The organism is Pseudoduganella sp. GW821-FHT05F09, from assembly GCF_059419605.1.
In genome coordinates this window covers 247,002-263,658 of sequence record NZ_JBWKSD010000008.1, presented here as the reverse complement: position 1 = coordinate 263,658, position 16,657 = coordinate 247,002, and the positions used below count along the sequence as shown (strand labels likewise).

General features: G+C 66.8%; 14 protein-coding genes. 6 read left to right on the top strand and 8 right to left on the bottom strand.

The features are described 5' to 3' along the window. Nucleotides 1–5: 5 nt before the first annotated feature. Nucleotides 6–3,323: a DUF4450 domain-containing protein gene (locus tag AC07S4_RS24635; protein WP_494989114.1), complete on the bottom strand. Its 3,318-nt coding sequence runs from the start codon at nucleotides 3,321–3,323 to the stop codon at nucleotides 6–8. A 273-nt stretch (nucleotides 3,324–3,596) separates the two neighbouring features. Here AC07S4_RS24635 and AC07S4_RS24630 point away from each other — a divergent pair, with 273 nt between their 5' ends. Then, nucleotides 3,597–4,031, top strand: coding sequence for a hypothetical protein (locus tag AC07S4_RS24630; protein WP_494989113.1), 435 nt, complete (start codon nucleotides 3,597–3,599; stop codon nucleotides 4,029–4,031). Nucleotides 4,032–4,035: 4 nt separating this feature from the next. Here AC07S4_RS24630 and AC07S4_RS24625 read toward each other — a convergent pair whose 3' ends face one another. Next, complete coding sequence (locus tag AC07S4_RS24625) at nucleotides 4,036–4,761, bottom strand: substrate-binding periplasmic protein (protein WP_494989112.1); 726 nt, start codon at nucleotides 4,759–4,761, stop codon at nucleotides 4,036–4,038. 181 nt (nucleotides 4,762–4,942) lie between these two features. On the opposite strand from AC07S4_RS24625, the gene AC07S4_RS24620 reads away from it, so the two are divergent. Beyond that, nucleotides 4,943–7,903, top strand: a complete 2,961-nt coding sequence (locus AC07S4_RS24620; protein WP_494989111.1) for a ligand-binding sensor domain-containing diguanylate cyclase — start codon at nucleotides 4,943–4,945, stop codon at nucleotides 7,901–7,903. Nucleotides 7,904–7,907: 4 nt separating this feature from the next. Here AC07S4_RS24620 and AC07S4_RS24615 read toward each other — a convergent pair whose 3' ends face one another. Further along, nucleotides 7,908–8,498: a hypothetical protein gene (locus AC07S4_RS24615; RefSeq protein ID WP_494989110.1), complete on the bottom strand. Its 591-nt coding sequence runs from the start codon at nucleotides 8,496–8,498 to the stop codon at nucleotides 7,908–7,910. A 131-nt stretch (nucleotides 8,499–8,629) separates the two neighbouring features. On the opposite strand from AC07S4_RS24615, the gene AC07S4_RS24610 reads away from it, so the two are divergent. After that, nucleotides 8,630–10,171, top strand: coding sequence for a helicase HerA-like C-terminal domain-containing protein (locus AC07S4_RS24610; RefSeq protein ID WP_494989109.1), 1,542 nt, complete (start codon nucleotides 8,630–8,632; stop codon nucleotides 10,169–10,171). A gap of 116 nt (nucleotides 10,172–10,287) precedes the next feature. Here the strand turns inward: AC07S4_RS24610 and AC07S4_RS24605 are convergent, their stop codons facing one another. Further along, on the bottom strand, nucleotides 10,288–10,491 hold the full coding sequence (locus AC07S4_RS24605; RefSeq protein ID WP_494989108.1) for a hypothetical protein: 204 nt from the start codon (nucleotides 10,489–10,491) through the stop codon (nucleotides 10,288–10,290). A gap of 10 nt (nucleotides 10,492–10,501) precedes the next feature. Between AC07S4_RS24605 and AC07S4_RS24600 the strand changes: the two genes are divergently transcribed. After that, a complete protein-coding gene (locus tag AC07S4_RS24600; RefSeq protein ID WP_494989107.1) occupies nucleotides 10,502–11,188 on the top strand; it encodes a nucleotidyl transferase AbiEii/AbiGii toxin family protein in 687 nt (228 codons plus the stop codon). Nucleotides 11,189–11,300: 112 nt separating this feature from the next. Further along, the gene (locus tag AC07S4_RS24595) at nucleotides 11,301–11,990 is read left to right on the top strand and encodes a pentapeptide repeat-containing protein (protein WP_494989106.1); all 690 of its coding nucleotides are present in this window, start codon (nucleotides 11,301–11,303) and stop codon (nucleotides 11,988–11,990) included. Between the two features lie 8 nt (nucleotides 11,991–11,998). Here the strand turns inward: AC07S4_RS24595 and AC07S4_RS24590 are convergent, their stop codons facing one another. Then, the gene (locus AC07S4_RS24590) at nucleotides 11,999–12,472 is read right to left on the bottom strand and encodes a DUF6130 family protein (protein ID WP_494989105.1); all 474 of its coding nucleotides are present in this window, start codon (nucleotides 12,470–12,472) and stop codon (nucleotides 11,999–12,001) included. A gap of 84 nt (nucleotides 12,473–12,556) precedes the next feature. Further along, nucleotides 12,557–13,501, bottom strand: coding sequence for an AraC family transcriptional regulator (locus AC07S4_RS24585; RefSeq protein ID WP_494989104.1), 945 nt, complete (start codon nucleotides 13,499–13,501; stop codon nucleotides 12,557–12,559). Nucleotides 13,502–13,600: 99 nt separating this feature from the next. On the opposite strand from AC07S4_RS24585, the gene AC07S4_RS24580 reads away from it, so the two are divergent. Beyond that, nucleotides 13,601–14,347 carry an SDR family oxidoreductase gene (locus tag AC07S4_RS24580; RefSeq protein ID WP_494989103.1) on the top strand — a complete coding sequence of 249 codons (747 nt, stop codon included), beginning with the start codon at nucleotides 13,601–13,603 and terminating at the stop codon, nucleotides 14,345–14,347. Nucleotides 14,348–14,364: 17 nt separating this feature from the next. On the opposite strand, the gene AC07S4_RS24575 is transcribed toward AC07S4_RS24580, so the two are convergent. Further along, nucleotides 14,365–15,117, bottom strand: coding sequence for an MCP four helix bundle domain-containing protein (locus AC07S4_RS24575; RefSeq protein WP_494989102.1), 753 nt, complete (start codon nucleotides 15,115–15,117; stop codon nucleotides 14,365–14,367). Nucleotides 15,118–15,311: 194 nt separating this feature from the next. Beyond that, nucleotides 15,312–16,652, bottom strand: a complete 1,341-nt coding sequence (locus tag AC07S4_RS24570; RefSeq protein ID WP_494989101.1) for a pectate lyase family protein — start codon at nucleotides 16,650–16,652, stop codon at nucleotides 15,312–15,314. Nucleotides 16,653–16,657: the final 5 nt, after the last annotated feature.

Below are 16,657 nucleotides of genomic sequence, written 5' to 3'. Positions count from 1 at the left end.
GCCGTTTATGGACGCTCCAGCGTCACGCTCATCAGGCCGATCACGCTGTCGTTGCTGAGCGTGCGCAGGGTCAGGCTGCGCAAGGGTTTCTTCGGATCGAGCGAGATGGCGAGCGCCGTCGCTGCGCCGCCGGGAACCACGCCGCCGCTGCTTTGCAGGCGCGCCGCCCCGGTTTTCAGGTCCACGCGCGGCGGCACTGGCTGCGGGCGGCTGAACTGGTAGTCGTCGATGAAGTAGTCCTGCTCGATGGGCCACCAGTTGACAGGGTTGTGCAAGGCCAGCCGGGCGGACGTGCCGTCCGCGTAGTGCACCAGCACTTCGCCGTTGTCGATGCGGCTCTGCATGAAGTTGGTGGAGCCGGCCATCAGCAGCCAGGCCTGGCGCGCCTTGCCCGCCAGCGGGATCTCCACTGACTTCGGATAGTTGTCCCACTGCGAGGTGAAGACGATGTTGTGCGCCTGCGCCCCGGCCGGTGTGGCGAAGGGCACGCCGTTGGGCATGCGCAGCAAGCCGCCGTTGGCCGCTGCCGCCGCGCGCAGGCCGCTGTCGTCTATTTCCGCCGTGGCGTTGACGTGGCCGGCCCAGGCGCCTATGCCTTGCGCCGGCAGCGACAGCGAAACATGGGGCGAGCGTGGGGACTGGTATTTGCCGGGCGCGAAGATGTCCTGCACCTTGTCGTTGAAATAGGGCGCAAGGCTGACGGTTTCCAGGCTTGCGCCGCGCTTGTCCGTGTTCCAGTCCGTTGCGGGCGGCAGCGCGGAAGCACCTGTCGCCGCAGCGTTGGCCGTAGCTGCCGCCACGGTCCTCTGGCCTGCCCACTCGATGGCGATGGCCGTCTCGCGCGCCATGGGTGCTTCGATCAGCAGCGCGGCCTGGCCCAGGGATGCGGGATCGCGCCGCCACGCTGCGGGCGCGCCGTTGACGGTAACGCGCTGCACGCGCTGGTAGGCCTGCGGAATGCGCAGCGTGACGGTGCGGAAGCGCGGCGCGGACTGCGTGACCGTCCACCGTTCGGCCTTGCCGCTGCGGGTGAAGTCCAATCCCAGGTCGGGATGCGCAAGGCGCGCGTGGTTCCATGACGCCGGGAAGCCGGGGCGCACGGTGAGCGTGCCGGCCAGCGCGTCCGGCGCCACGCCGAACAGGCCTTCCACGATGGCGCGCGACATGACGCCTGCCCCGTCGGCGAAGTCGCGCTGGGATTCGCGGCGGTAGGCGTCCAGGTAGTTCATGCTGCCCACGTTGCCGGGCGAGATGCCCATATACATGCTGGCCAGCAGCGCGCTTTTCGCCAGCAGGAAGGCCTCGCCGGCACTGCCGGCCTGCCACAGCGCCAGCGCCGTGTGCAGGTTCTCGCCCATCACCACGTTGTTGATGGACCAGGAGTAGGGCATCCAGTCGCTGGTGGGCAGCACGTGGTAGGCCGCGTCTGCGGGCACGCCCGGCCCGCTGACCGGGATGGGCTTCAGGCGCCGCTTGAGCGCGGCGGCCATGCGCTGCGCTTCCTGCGGCGTGGGCACGCCGGAATCGATGGTGTGATAGAAGCTCCACAGGCCGTAGCTGGGGTGCAGCAGCTGCGCGCCCAGCAGGTCTTTGTATTCGGCGAAAGCGCCTTCCTCCGGCATCCACAGGTGGGCGCGCATGGCTTGCGCTATCAGCTCCGCCTCGCGCTCGTAGGGCTGCGCGTCCTTGCCCAGCAGGCGGGCGATGCGCGCCGCGCTGCGGTTGGCGTACACATTGTAGGCCGATGCGTGGCTGGCGCCGCCGCCGTTGTAATACAGGTCGTCGCTGGCCCAGATGTTGGCGTAGGCTTCGTACAGCGGCAGCCTGGCGGGGCCGAATTCGCGCCGGAACAGTCGGCGCTCCCAGGCCAGGTGGCGCTCTATCACCGGCCACGCGGCGCGCGCATACTCCACGTCGCCGGTCCACAGCAGGTGCCGGAACAGCGCATCCATGAAGACCATATTCATGTCGTAGTGCGAGTTGGACAGGTCGCCGTTGGAGTGCAGGCCGGCCTCGTTGCGCGCCAGGTTGGAGGCGGCGTCCGCGCCGGGCAGCCGGTCCGGGACGGGCTGCGTGTTCTGGCGCGGCGTCCATGCGTCCAGATTGCTGCGCGCGCGGGCGTGCCAGCCCAGCGCGTCCAGCGCATACGGGCCGCGCCAGCCGAGCAGCTTGGTGCGCCAGGCGATGGCGCCGTGCATGATGGCCTGGTCGGCCTCGTCCCACAGCGCGTCGGCGGCGACGTTGAGCGCGCCCACGGCGGCGTTCAAGTAGGGGTCCGGCGTGTCGATGCTGACGGTGCTGCGCAGCGCGGCGAAGTGCTGCTGCGTTTCGGCGAACAGCGCGGGCAGCTGGCTGCGCGCGTATTGCGGGTCGAGCGGGACGGTTTTTTTCGGCGCGGCGGCGGGCTTGCCTGCGGTAACGGCCTTGTATTGGTCGAGGTCTTGCGCGGGCGCGCCGCCCGGCAGGCGCTGCAGCGACAGCAGCAAGGGGGCGTTATTCAGCAGCGGCACGCGGCCAAGGACGATGGGCGAGGCAGTTTCGGCCGGAGCCGGAGCCGCAGGCACAGCGGCGGACTGCGGCGCCAGCAGCGCGGGCAGGGCGTTCCACTGCGCGCCGTCGGCTATGCGCAGCGTGCTGCCGGCCGGCGCCACGCCTGCGATAAGGCCGGCCCTGCTGGCCAGGGTATAGCCCTCGCCGTCCAGCGTGATGCGGTTGCCGCTGGCGTGTTCGGGTTTGAACTGGAAGTATTCACTGATGGGCACTTTCTCGGTGCCGATGTCGCCGTCGCGCACGCCGCGCGCGCCGGTCACGCCGCCGTAGGCCCATACCAGTTCGGCGCCCGCGTCCAGTCCTTGCGCTTCGGTGCGCACGATCAGCCCTTCGGTGCGGGCGTAGGCCAGCGCCACGATGCTGACGACGCCGTTGGGGCCGAAGGCCGGGTCGCGTATCTCGTAGCGCAGTTCGCCGGGACGGTAGCGCGTGATGATGGCGGCGGCCTGGTGCAGCCACACCGCGCCGACGGCGGTGCGCACGGCCAGGCGCAGGTTGCCGCCCCGGCCGGGCAGGTAGAGCAGGAATTCGGGCTTGTCGCCGCCGTCGGCGCGGAAGGCGGTGTTGCCGCCGTAGAGCGAGCGGTTGAAGAACTCGGCGCCGTTGTCGATGACGAAGTCCTGGCCGTCCGGCCGGTAGCGCAGCGCCTGCTGCACGCGGCCTTCCAGATTGGGCCGCAGGCCCCCTGTGGCCGAGGGGCCGGCCCCGGCGGCAAGCCCGGCGGCCTGCGCCAGCAGGGCTGCGGCGAGTGCGTGGCGCACAAAAATTTTCATAGCAACCCCAGCTGTGGATACGCACCAGATGATAGCGGCAGGCGCTTCGGTTGTGCCTGCTTGCCGGATCATCTTTGTGATTGTTGATGCCGGGGCCGCTGAGCAAACCATGCCCGCTTAACTGCATTTCATCCCCGCGAAAATGCCGTTTATCCGAAGTCCGTTGTCTGGCTTGCACGCATTGCATACAGTGTTTGAACCGGCCACAAAACAAGTGTTGGCTGGCCTTGCAACCTTTTTTGAACCGAACGAATACTAAGGATGGGCCTGATCATGAAAAAAATTATTCTGGCAGTGCTGCTGGGGGTGGCGTCTCTGGGCGCCTATGCACAGCAGGCAGACGAGTCGGTGCAGATTCCCGGCCGCGCGCTGAAGATAGAACTGCCAGCCTTGCCGCTGCATATGGACCGTGACCAGAGCGGCGCCTTCCGTGGCAGCTATACGCTGTCCAATGGCCAGATGCTGCATCTGCGCCAGTACGGCAACGCCGGCACGGCGCTGTATGCCGAGATCGACCAGCAAGGCCCGCGCAAACTGGTTGCCGCTTCGCCCAATTCCTTCGTCGCGCTGGACCGTTCCCTGAAGGTGACGCTGGAGCTGAAGCCGGATGGCGACGCCGGCGGCGAAGTGCTGATGCGAATGCCCGCGCAACGCATGGCGGACGGCACGATGAGCCAGGCGAAAGTGGTGTCGGCGACGGTGCGCTAAGCGTTCAATGCGGGCTGGCCGGCGGCATGGGCAGCCCGTAGCTGCGGTAGATGCGGAGCAGGGCGCCGTCCTTGGCCATGTCCTCGTAGGCCTGGCGCCAGGCGCCCGCTTCGTGCTCGCCGAAATCCTTGCCGCCGGCCAGCCACATGTCGGCCGATTCCACCAGCATGCCGGTCTGGAAGCTGGCGGGATTGCGGCCGCTTGCGCGTATCTTTTCCATATTGATGACGTTGCCGCCGTATAGCGCGTCGACGATGCCGCGCTCGACCATGCGCACCATGTCCTCGAGCTTGGTGGCCTGCACGATCTGCGCTTCGCTGAACTGGCGGCTGAGCAGTTGCGCCAGGTTGGGCGAACCGCGCAGCACCACGATGCGCAGCTTGCGGGCCTGCTCCAGCGTGGTGATGGGCTTGTCGCCCTGGCGGTTGATAAAGACGAAATGCTGGGTGTCCAGCTTCACCAGCCAGGTGTATTGCGCTTCGCGCTCGGGCGTGCGGGTCAGCGGCAGGATGGCCGTGTGCGGCGCATGCTGGGCCAGCGCGATGGCGCGTGCCCAGGGGTAGAACGATACCTTGACCGGATTGCCGGCGCGCTTGAGCAATTGCTCCACCACTTCCACATGCAGGCCGGGGCGCTGCGGCTGGCCTTCGATGGCGTAGGGCGGCAGGTCGCCGGTGACGATGTTCAGGCGTGCTGCCTCGTCTGCCCGCGCAGGCAGAGTTCCCAGCATTAGCAGCGCCAGCACAGCACGGCGGAAGGAGAGTCGGCCCACCATCATTCTTTTACTTTCGGTATCTCCGGCATTGGTCCTTCCCATTCTACTGTAGCCGTGCGGCAATGCACCAGGGCATTGTTTTTGTCTCGGCAGCCATGGTACGGTATCATGTTGCGCAATCGACAAAGGAGTTGGTTTGCGTTTCTTATTGGCATGGATTTACGTGGCGGCGCTGCTGGGCGCAGGGCTGGGCGGCGGCGCCGTGGCGGCGCAGCCTGCGGCGCCGCCCGCGACGTTGCCGGCCGTGCTGATGCCGTCCGCGCAGGACAAGGCGCTCAGCCAGTTCCGCCTGGACGGCTGGCAGATAGAGCAGGGCTTGCCGCAGAACGCCGTGTCGGCGCTGGCCCATACCAGCGACGGCTATCTGTGGGTGGGCACGCTGGGCGGGCTGGCCCGCTTCGACGGCGCCCGCTTCACCACCTTCGATGCCTCCGAATTCGCCGACCTGGCGTCCCAGCCGGTGCTGGGGCTGATGCAGGACGCCCAGAAAAATCTGTGGATAGGCCACAACAAAGGCGCGGCCATCTACCGCGACGGCAAGTTCAAACCCATGTTTTCCGCCGGCCAGCTCGGCGACCAGCGCGTGTGGGCGTTTGCGCAGGCGCCGGACGGCGCCGTGTGGGCCGCCACCAGCAACGGGCTGGTGCGCTGGGCCAAAGGCGTGACCAGGTATTACCGCGAGGCCGACGGCCTGCCCACCGACCGTTTGCGCGCACTGGCCTTCGACCGCGACGGCGTGCTGTGGATCGCCAGTTCGGGCGGCGGCCTGGTGTCGTTCTCGGGCGGGCGCTTCACGGTGCTGAACCCGGCCAACGGCTTCCCCCATCTGCAAGTGCGCTCGGTGCTGGCCGATCCGGACGGCGGCGTGTGGGCCGCAACGGCGGGCGGCGGACTGGCGCGCGTGAAGGACGGCAAGATCAAGGTGTACACCGTGGCCGACGGCCTGCCGACCGACCAGCTGACCGGCATCACGCGCGACCGGCACGGCACGCTGTGGATAGGCACCTGGGGCAGCGGCGTGGTGCGCATGGTGGGCGAGCGCTTCAGCGCCATCGCCGCCAGCGGCGGCTTGGCGGGCGACCATATCTGGTCCATCCATACCGACCACGAGGGCAGCGTGTGGGTCGGCACCTGGGTCAGCGGCCTGGTGCGGCTGCGCGACCGCGCCTTCGGCGTGCTGGGCGTGCCGGAAGGGCTGTCGCACGACAATGTACGCTCGGTGCTGCAAGGGCGCAACGGCGTGACCTGGGTGGCCACCGCCGGCGGCGGCCTGAACCGCGTCGACGCGGCCGGCATCACCGTGCTGGGCAAAAAGGACGGCCTGCCCAGCGAGGAAATCTCCAGCCTGATGGAAGACCGCGACGGTGCGCTGTGGATAGGCACGTACACCGGCGGCGCGGCGCGCCTGCTGCAGGGCAAGGTCACCGTGTACGGCACGGCGCAGGGCATGCCCAGTTCGGAAGTGCGGGTGCTGTACCAGGACAGGCAGGGCGTGGTGTGGGCCGGCACGCAGTCCGGCATTGCGCGGCTGGACGGCAAGGTCTTTGCGCCGCTGCGCACGCCTGGGGCGCCGTCCGGCGGCGTGTCGTCCATCCTGCAGGACAAGGACGGCACGCTGTGGTTCGGCACCACCGGCGAAGGCCTGGCGCGCTACCGCGAAGGCGTGTTCAAGATACTGACGGCGGCCGACGGCCTGCTGTCGAACTGGATCATGTCGCTGTACGAGGACAAGGCCGGCAGCTTGTGGATAGGCAGCAATGGCGACGGGCTGAACCGCATGCGCGGCCATCAACTGAGCAGTATCCGTCCCGCCGACGGGCTGTGGGACGGCACCTGCCTGAGCATCCTGGAGGACGGCCAGGGTTATTTCTGGATCAGCGGCAACCGCGGCTTCCACCGCGTGGCGCGCAGCGAGCTGGATGCGTTTGCCGAAGGGCGGCTGGCCAGGGTGAGTTCGGCCGGCTTCGGTCCGGGCGACTCCCTGCGCAGCACCACCTTCGCCGGCGGGCTGCAGCCGACCAGCGCCATGGACGGCTTGGGCAATCTGCTGCTGCCGTCCGCCAAGGGGCTGGTGCTGGTGGACCCGCGCCATCTGCCGGAGAACGGCCAGCCGCCTGCGGTGCGCCTGGAGCGCGTGACGGTGAACGGCGCCGTGCAGCCGCTGGCGGCGCAGCTGGCCTTGCCGCCGGGGCCGGTCACGCTGGCGATCCAGTACCGCGCCGAGACCCTGCTCAACGCCGAGCGGGCGCGCTTCCGCTACCAGATGGAAGGACTGGCGCCGCGCTGGATCGACGCCGGCGAGAACCGGGAAGTGTCGTTCCCGGCGCTGGCGCACGGCAGCTACCGTTTGCGCATCGCCGCCAGCATAGACGGCAAGAGCTGGAGCGAGGGCGGGCCGGTGCTGGCCATTACGGTGCAGCCCTTCTTCTACGAGACCTTCTGGTTCGCGGGACTGATGCTGAGCGCGCTGGCGGCCGGCGTGTACCTGCTGTTCCGTCTGCGCGTGCGCCATCTGCGCGCCCGGCATGCGGAGATGGAGCGCCTGGTGGCGCAAAAGACCGAGGCGCTGAAGCAGGCCAACGAGCATTTGTCGCGCCTGTCCTTTGTCGACGCGCTGACCGGGCTGGCCAACCGCCGCCGCTTTGACGAAGTGCTGGCCGAGGAATGGAAGCGCGCCAGCCGCAGCCGCACGCCGCTGGCGCTGGTGATGGCCGACATCGACAGCTTTAAATCCTATAACGACGCGCTGGGCCACCAGGAGGGCGACCGCTGCCTGGCGGCGGTGGCCAACGTCTTCCTCAACCACGCGCGCCGCGCGGGCGACCTGGCGGCGCGCTATGGCGGCGAAGAATTTGTGCTGCTGATGCCGGGCATGGAGCAAGCAGCCGCGCTGGCCGTCGCCGAAGAACTGCGGGCCGCCTGCGAGGCGCTGGCCATCAGCCATCCCGCCTCGCCGGTCAGCCCGGTGGTGACGCTGAGCCTGGGCGTGACGGTCTGCGTTCCTGCGGACGGCACGTCGATCAACGGCCTCATCCTTGAGGCGGACACGGCGCTTTACCGCGCCAAGAACGAGGGCCGCAACCGCGTGTGCGGCTGAGCCGTCAGGTTTGCTGCAGGTAGGATTTGGCGAACACGCCGATCAGCGTGCACAGCCACAGCACCGCGCCTATCACACACCAGACGATGTTGGCGGTGGTGAGCTGGTCGTTGCCCTGGCCCTGCGCATCGCCGCAGGCGGCGTTGATGTGTTCCTGTGCGGCCAGGTAGCACAAGCTCATCGGCGCAAGGATCAGCAGCGGGCACATGGCTGCAATGGTGGCGCCCACGGTGGACTTGACCAGCTGTTCCAGCATCGCGCTTGCCAGCAGCAGCACAACCAGCTGCCAGGCGGTGCTGCGGTAGTTCCATGGCGCCTGGCCCAGGTCTTCGGCGCGGGCCGTTACCTTGCGCAGCAGCGCATGCACAAAAAAGACCGAGAAAATGGCGCGCGGCACCGGCCACAGGCTGTCGCCGCTGGCGCGCCTGTACTGGTTCCAGTTCTTGAAATGCCAGAACACCTGGTACATGCCGACGGTGGCGAAGAACAGGATCAGGAACTTGCGCTGCGAAACCACGTAAAACGGATGGCCGGCAGTAATGTCATGGATAGGGGTAAGTTCGGCTTTTGGAGGAGCGTAGACGTTGTCGGTCATAGGATAGGATCGAGACTCAAGAAGGGGGAAAGTTTCCACACGGATAGTAACCTGTTGCGTAATGCGCAAAACTATTCAATTGTCACGGCAGAGCGGTATGATGGTTGCTCCAATCACTTGCGAAAATGATCATGCCGACCTCCCTTTTGCTTGCGAAGAATGACCAGCTGGAGCTGGAAATGCTGTCCAGCCTGGTGAACCGCCACGGCTGCATCACCGGAGCCACCGGCACCGGCAAGACGGTCACGCTGCAGAAGATGGCGCAGGCGCTGTCCGAGATCGGCGTGCCGGTGTTTATGGCGGACGTGAAGGGCGACCTGTCCGGCATCGCCAAGCCCGGCGCGCTGAGCGAGAAGATGGGCAAGCGGCTGGCGGCGCTGAAGCTGGACGCGCCGCACTGGGCCGGCTGCCCGGTGACGTTCTGGGACGTGTTCGGCCAGCAGGGCCATCCGGTGCGCGCCACCGTGTCCGACCTGGGACCGCTGCTGCTGGCGCGCATGCTGAACCTGAACGATACGCAGGAAGGCGTGCTGCAGCTGGTGTTCCGCATTGCCGACGACAACGGCCTGCTGCTGCTCGACACCAAGGACCTGCGCGCCATGCTGCAGCACGTGGGCGACCACGCGGCCGACTACAAGACCAGCTACGGCAACATCAGCGCCGCCAGCATAGGCGCCATCCAGCGCGGCCTGATCGCCATCGAGGAGCAGGGCGGCGACCAGTTCTTCGGCGAGCCCATGCTCAATATCGACGACCTGCTGCAAACCGATGCGGCCGGCAAGGGCGTGGTCAACATCCTGTGCGCGGACAAGCTGATGAACGCGCCGCGCCTGTACGCGGTGTTCCTGCTGTGGATGCTGTCCGAATTGTTCGAGCAGCTGCCGGAAGTGGGCGACCTGGACAAGCCCAAGCTGGTGTTCTTCTTCGACGAGGCGCACCTGCTGTTCGCCGAAGCGCCCAAAGCGCTGCTGCAGAAGATTGAACAGGTGGTGCGGCTGATACGCTCCAAGGGCGTGGGCGTGTTCTTCATCACGCAGAACCCGCTCGACATTCCGGACACGGTGCTGGGCCAGCTGGGCAACCGCGTGCAGCACGCGCTGCGCGCCTACACGCCGCGCGACCAGAAGGCGGTGAAGGCTGCCGCCGAAACCTTCCGCCCCAATCCCGCGCTGGACGTGGCGCAGGTGATTACCGAACTGGGCGTGGGCGAGGCGCTGGTGTCCTTCCTGGACGAGAAGGGCACGCCGCAGATCGTGCAGCGCGCCTTCATCCTGCCGCCGGCCAGCCAGCTCGGCCCCATCGATACGGCCGAGCGCAAGGCCGCCATCGACGGCTCCGTGGTGGCGGGCGTCTATGAAAAAACGGTGGACCGCGAGTCGGCCTACGAACAGCTGAACAGCCGCCTGGCCAGCACGGCGCGCACGGGCCAAGACCGGCCCGCCGCCACCACGCGCGGCGATGCGCCGCAGTCCCAGCCGGCGCCGCAGTCCCAGCAAGCTCCGGCCGAAGACAGCTCCATCTTCGGCGACGTGCTGGGCGGCCTGTTCGGCAAGTCCGGCAAGCGCGACACCGCCGTGCAAGCGATGGTGAAATCGGCCGCCCGCAGCATAGGCTCGCAGGTGGGCCGGGAGATCATCCGTGGCGTGCTGGGCTCCATCCTGAAGAAACGCTAGGTCCGGCCGCCGCCAGCGGCCTGATCGGGCAAAAAATCGTCATCGCCCATGGCTCACCGCGCACTTTCCAGTAGAAGCGTTCGTTTGAAAACGCTTACGGCATGGTGCATAATTGATCAATGAAAGCGGCAGCTGACACCTTTGTCATAGGGGACTTGCCCCAGCTCCGACTGATCGCATGGAACCGCAATCCACATGATGCGATCACCGGAGAGGAGGCGTTCGACCTCTACGAAAGGAATTGGCGTTTCGTTGACGAAGCTGCCATGCCCGCTCGGGAGCGCGCTGTCGTTGAACGACTGACTCGCGAATACGGTCATGGCATCTTGCATGTTTGACCGGCCCCATCACCAGCGCATCGCCAAATTCCTCGCCTGCCTCGACGCGGAGTTCCTTGCCCAGTCCGATTGCTATTTCGGTGGCGGAACTGCAATCACCCTGTCTCTGGGCGAGTACCGGGAATCGGCCGATGTCGACTTCCTATGCAGTTCGATAGACGGGTATCGAGCGTTGCGCAATACGATTAGTAGTACATCGCTAGGCGCCATGCTTTCTGGGCCTGTTGAACTGGCGCGTGAAGTGCGCGTGGATCGCTATGGAATTCGAACCTTTGTTCGAGTTGATGGAGTGCCGATAAAATTTGAAATTGTTAGCGAGGGACGGATCAATATTGGCGGTAACATGGATCTCTTGCTTGGTGTTCCGACGCTGGCGCGTGAGGACATGTACGCCGAAAAGCTGCTTGCAAATGCCGACCGGTACGGCGATCTTTCCGCGCTTAGCCGCGACGCCATTGATTTGGCAATGCTAATTGGGCACTGGGGAGCTATTCCCGACGAGGCTTGGACCAAGGCACGCACGCCATACGGCCAAAGTATTGATGCCGCCTACAGCCAAGCTATCCAAAGGCTGAGTGATTCGGATTATTTGGCGTCCTGTTTGAAGAAGTTGCAAATGGCTCCAGCCTGGGCCGGGCGTATACCTGAGTTGTTGCTCAGTTCGTTGCCGCACCGCTAAGACGGCGCACACCGGATTTGCTCAGAAATCCGGCGTTCTGGCTAGACTGGTTAATTTTGCGGGAGGCGCGCATACTCGGCGGCTCCACCTTGCCGTCCAACCAGAACGCCTTATGAATCCGCTCGCCCCTGCCACCACGATATCCGACGCCAGCTTGAGCCGCGAGGAGCTGGAACAGCATCTGGCCCTCTCCGTCCGCCATTTTTCCAACTGCGACTTCAGCGACGTCGACCTGTCGCGCCTGGACCTGCAATCCTGCACCTTCGAGCGCTGCGCGTTCGGCGAGGCGGTGCTGTACGCCTGCAAGCTGTCGCATTCGAAATGGCTGCGTTGCCGCGCCGGCGGGGCGGACTTCGAGGCGGCCGACCTGGTGGACGCGCAATTCCAGGGCTGCGACCTGAACAACACCAAGTGGCGCCGCGCCAAGCTGGCCTCGGCCAGCTATCGCGGCTGCAAGCTGACCGGCGCCTCGTTCGAGGAAGTGTCCCATCTGGGCGCATCGTTCGAGGACTGCCTGCTGGTGGGGGCCGACCTGCGCGGCTTTTCCTTCCGCAAGGCCGAGTTGAAGAACCTGGACTTCTCGGATGCCGACCTGTCCGGCTGCGACTTCCGCGACGCCGTCTTTGAAGGCGGCAGCCTGCGCGACGCCATCCTCAAGCTGTCCCGCTTCGACAACGCCGACCTGCGCAGCGCGGAAATAGGCGGCCTGAAACTGAATGACGCCAAAATGTTCCGTGGCGCCGTCATCTCCCACGCGCAGGCCGCCGCCGTGCTCAGGGAGATGGGCTTGATCGTCGCTTAGCCGAGCAGTCAGTGCGCGTGCTCGCCGGCCCCTTGCTTAGGAGGCACGGTGAAGCTGACCGTCTGGCTGCCGAGGATTTTGTGGCTGGGGTCCGCAATCTCCAGCAGCACTTTGTGCGGGCCTGGCGTGAGGCCAACCAGGATGAGCGGATCGGTGCTGGTATGCGCCCAGGTGCCTTTCCAGTCATCCACCGTGACGTGGATATGGCCAAGGTGGGGCGACACGGCCACGGCCTCCTTGCCGAACACGGGCAGCACGCGCAGATTCTCGGTGCGGTGCTGGATGATGACCACGCCCCTGGCCAGCGCGTCCGGCAGCGGCGCGTAGGCGATCAGCTTGGGCGCCGGCTCGGATTCGAGCGGGATCACGGCGGCGGGACGGCCCGCTTCGGAAGCGGTTTGCGCGCCCGCTGCGGTGCAGAGCGACGCGCCTGCGATGACGGCTGCCGCCGCTGCCAGGTGTTTGAGTAGGCTGGACATCATGTTTCCTTTCATTGCGGGCTGGAGATTCCATTAGACGCCGCCGGTGTCGCTGCAGTTTGTCCGTTTTGCGGCGGGAAAGGCGGATTATGTGTCCATGCGCCGGATGGACACAGAGCGATACAATCGGGAGTAACGGCTGGGCGGCAGACCCACGTGGCGGCTGAACGCGGTGCTGAAGGTGCTCGCCGAACTGTAGCCGACGCGCTCCGCAACCGTGGCCAGTCCCAGGTCCCGCCGCCGCAGCATATCCTTGGCCAGCGCCATGCGCCAGGCAAGCAGATACTCCATGGGCGGCAGTCCCACCGCTTGCGAAAAGCGCTCGAAGAAGGCCGAGCGCGAGAGTGCCGCTGCTTTCGCCAGCTGCGCCACCGTCCATGCGCGCGAGGGCTCTCCGTGCATGGACCGCATGGCCGCTGCCAGCCTTTCGTCGGCCAGTCCGCGCAGCAGTCCGGGCGGCGCATGCTCGGTGGCGGCCAGCCGCAGCGATTCGATCAGCAGCACCTCCACAAAGCGCGCCAGCACAAGCTCGCGGCCCGGCCGGTCTGCTTCCGATTCCTCGCGCAGCAGCCGCACCAGCACCGCCAGCCGTTCCACGCCGCGCACGTGCACCAGCGGCGGCAGCAGCGACACCAGCAATGCCGCATCCGGCGAATCGAAGGCAAAGGCGCCGCCCAGCAGGCGCACCTCGGGCGGGCCGTCCTGCCGGCCGTGGCGCACGTCGGGCTGCGCCGTCCCCGTTGCGGCTTCGGCTGCGGCCGCATCTGGTGCGATGTGCGTGGGCAGGGCGGGTTCAAAGCCGGACATGGTGAAGCCCGGCGTTTCCGGCAGCAGCACGAAGTCTCCCGCCTCCAGCGTGACGGTATCCCGGCCGTCGACAGCCAGCAGGCAGCTTCCTTCCAGCACCGCGCAAAAGCCGGGCTGGCCATATGCCGCGTAGCGCACCGCCCACGCGCCGGCGCCGCTGATGCCTTTCGACAGCACCGCGCGCGGCTGGAACAGGGAGATCAGTTGGGACAGGGGATCGCTCATGGCTGGACGCTGGCAAATGAAATATGGACTCTTCATTGTAGTTCGTCCGGGGCCGCTCCGCTATCGTTACGGCTGTCCCAACCACACTGGAAAACACACATGAAAACCGTACTGATTACCGGATGCTCCTCGGGCTACGGCCTGGAAACCGCGCGCCACTTCCACACCCAGGGCTGGAACGTTATCGCCACCATGCGCACGCCGCGCGAGGACCTGCTGCCGCGCTGCGAACGCATGCGGGTGCTGGCGCTGGATGTCACCAATGCGGCCAGCATTGCGGCGGCGATTGCAGCGAGCGGGCCGATCGACGTGCTGGTCAACAACGCGGGCATCGGCCTGTTTGGCGCATTCGAAGCCACGCCGATGGCCACGGTGCGCGAAGTCTTCGACACCAACACCTTCGGCACGATGGCGATGACGCAGGCCGTGCTGCCGCAGTTCCGCGCCCGCTGTTCGGGCGTGGTGGTGAACGTGACCTCCAGCGCCGTGCTGGCGCCTATGCCGCTGGTGGCGGCCTATACCGCCAGCAAGACGGCGGTGGAGGGCTTTACCGCGTCGCTGGCGTTCGAGCTGGAAGGCTTTGGCGTGCAGGTCAAGCTGGTACAGCCTGGTTATGGCCCCGGCACCGCCTTCACCGCGAACACCGGCGCGCGCCTGGAAGGCCTGATACCGGAGGCTTACGCGCCGTATGCGCAGAGCGTGTTCGCCGCATTCACGCAGCCGGCCGCCGTGACCACCGAGGCCGACGTGGCGCAGCAGGTCTGGCGCGCCGCGAACGATACGGCAGGCCAGCTACGCTTCGCTGCGGGCGCCGACGCGGTGGCGCTGGCCTCAGCCCGTGCCTAGCCTGCCGGCGCCGGGGTTTATGGCTCCATGCCTTTCCCCGGCAATGTGGCTTCGTCCTGGCGCCAGCGTGCCGCGTCGCTCATGACGCTGCCCAGCAGGACGGAGATCGGATGGGCAATGCTGCGCGTGATGGCCCAGGCCAGCAGTATGCCGCCCAGCACCGACAGGCCGGCCAGCACGCCCATCATCAGCCGCGCGTGCGCGGCGGCCGCCTTGCTGCCTTCCACGACCACGTCGTTTTGCTGGGTCTGCATTTGTGCCAGCCGCGACAGCGCCGCGTTCCAGCGCGCCTGGACCGGCGCCAGCTGGGTGACGATGAGCGCGGTGGCCTTGCTGTCGGCGTGGCGCTGCGCGGCGCTGATGATGTCTTCGATGAGCGATTCGGCGCCGCTGGCGGCGTTGTCTGCGTCGCGCAGCGCCTGCAGTTCCTCCTCGCTGGCGGACGACTGCGCCAGCAGGTTCTGCAGCCGGGCCTGCTGCGCGGAATACGTCTTGTCGGCCAGGTCAAGCTGGCGGATTTCGGCGGCGATGTCGCTGTCCTTGCTGAGCAGGACGGCGTTGCGCAGCGCGACCATGCGCTCGGCCAGCGCCACCTGCATGGAGGACGCCAGCGCCGCCTCGCGCTGGTTGATGCGGGTGATTTCATCCAGGTTGGACTGCATCAGGTCCATACGGTTCAAGCCGTAAGCGGCGGTGGCCGCCAGCAGGGCGATCTGGGCGGCAAAAGCCAGGGCCAGCTTGGTGCCGATGCGTAAATGTGCGGTTTTCATGGCTTCCCTTGCTGCGCTGTGCGCAGTACTGAACTAGGTGTTAGCTCGGCGAGGGTGGGGCCGGAGATGGAAAGGTGGCGCGTGCTACGGTGTCGTGACGGAGGTCGGGAAACGACGGCTGCAAATGGTGCAATGCAGCTATCGTAGCACAATTTTCTAGGCGGAAACGACGGCCTGTGGCGGCCTGCCGACACTTATGGCCGTTTGACCACCAGCGACAGCCAGCCGGCTTTGGGCGACATATCCGCCAGGTTCCACTCGTCGGCAAGGAAGGCTTTGCGCGTGGGCGCGTAGGCCGGGTAGCCCGACGACTGCGCTTCGCTGTCGACAATATTGCCGCGCCCTTCGGCCACGTCGGACAGGATTTTGAAGTCGATGGCGTCGCGTTGCCACGGGCGCATGCCGGCGCTGGCGTAGATCACGCTTTCCAGGCCCTGGGCCGGCAGCGGAACCAGGCCGGGCGGCAGGTAGGGCTGGTCCGCCTGGATCACCCGGGCGGTGTCGGCGGTGTAGCGGCCCGTCATCGGCAGCGGCTCGCCGTTGGCGTCAACGGCAATATTGTCCTGCATGAACAGGCTGACGTCGCCCGAGCCGCCCAGGCTGAACAGCGGCGTCTTGGGGCTGGTGTCCGGCCCGCCGCGCAGCACGTTGCCCACCACCGTCACGGCGCCGGTGCGCGGCGCACGCTCGCCCCATTCGTGGGCGATCAGATTGTAGTGGACCGCGCGCTTGCCCGGGTTGTGGATCAGGTTGTTGACCACGGCGACCTTGGCGCCGCCCTTGACCAGCGGGTTGCGCTCGACGTTGGACGAGTACAGATTGCCGTACAGGAGGATCTGTTCGGCGTTGTCGTGGATCAGCGTGCCTTTGGAGTGCTCGCCCTTGCCGTGGGCGGAATTGCGCAGGCCTTCGGCGATGATGTTGTGGCTGTAGGTGACGCGGTGCGAGGTGCCGTTCGGCCAGTCTTCCGGCGTTTTGCCGTTGAAGCGAGCGCCGGAGGCGGACAGGTTCTCGTCGGTGGCCCAGCTGAAGCTGCAATGGTCGACGATGACGTTGCTGGCGCCGCCGGTGGACAGGCCGTCGACCTCCCAGCCGCTCTTTTTCGCTTTGCCGTTTTCGCCGGGACGCACGGCGATGTGCTGCACGATGACGTCGCTGGCCGATACCGACAGGCCACCGCGTATCAGCGTAATGCCGGGATGGGGCGCTGTCTGGCCGGCCACCGTGACATGGGGCTTGCTGATGCGCAGGCTGGCGCCTTGCAGGTCGATCACGCCGCCTACTTCGAACACGATGATGCGGGCGCCGTCGGTGGCCAGCGCGGCGGCCAGCGAGCCCTCGCCGCCGGCGTTCAGATTGGTCACGCGCACGATGGCGCCGCCGGCGCCGCCCTTGGTGTCGGCGGCCCAGCCGCGCACGTCTATCGCGGCGCGGTCCATGGTGGCCGCCGAGGCGGCGGGAAGGGCGGCCAGCGGGCAGGCGCCTATGGCAAGGGCAAGGGCGAGGGCGGACTTAGGGATGGCAGGCAGCTTCATGGTTC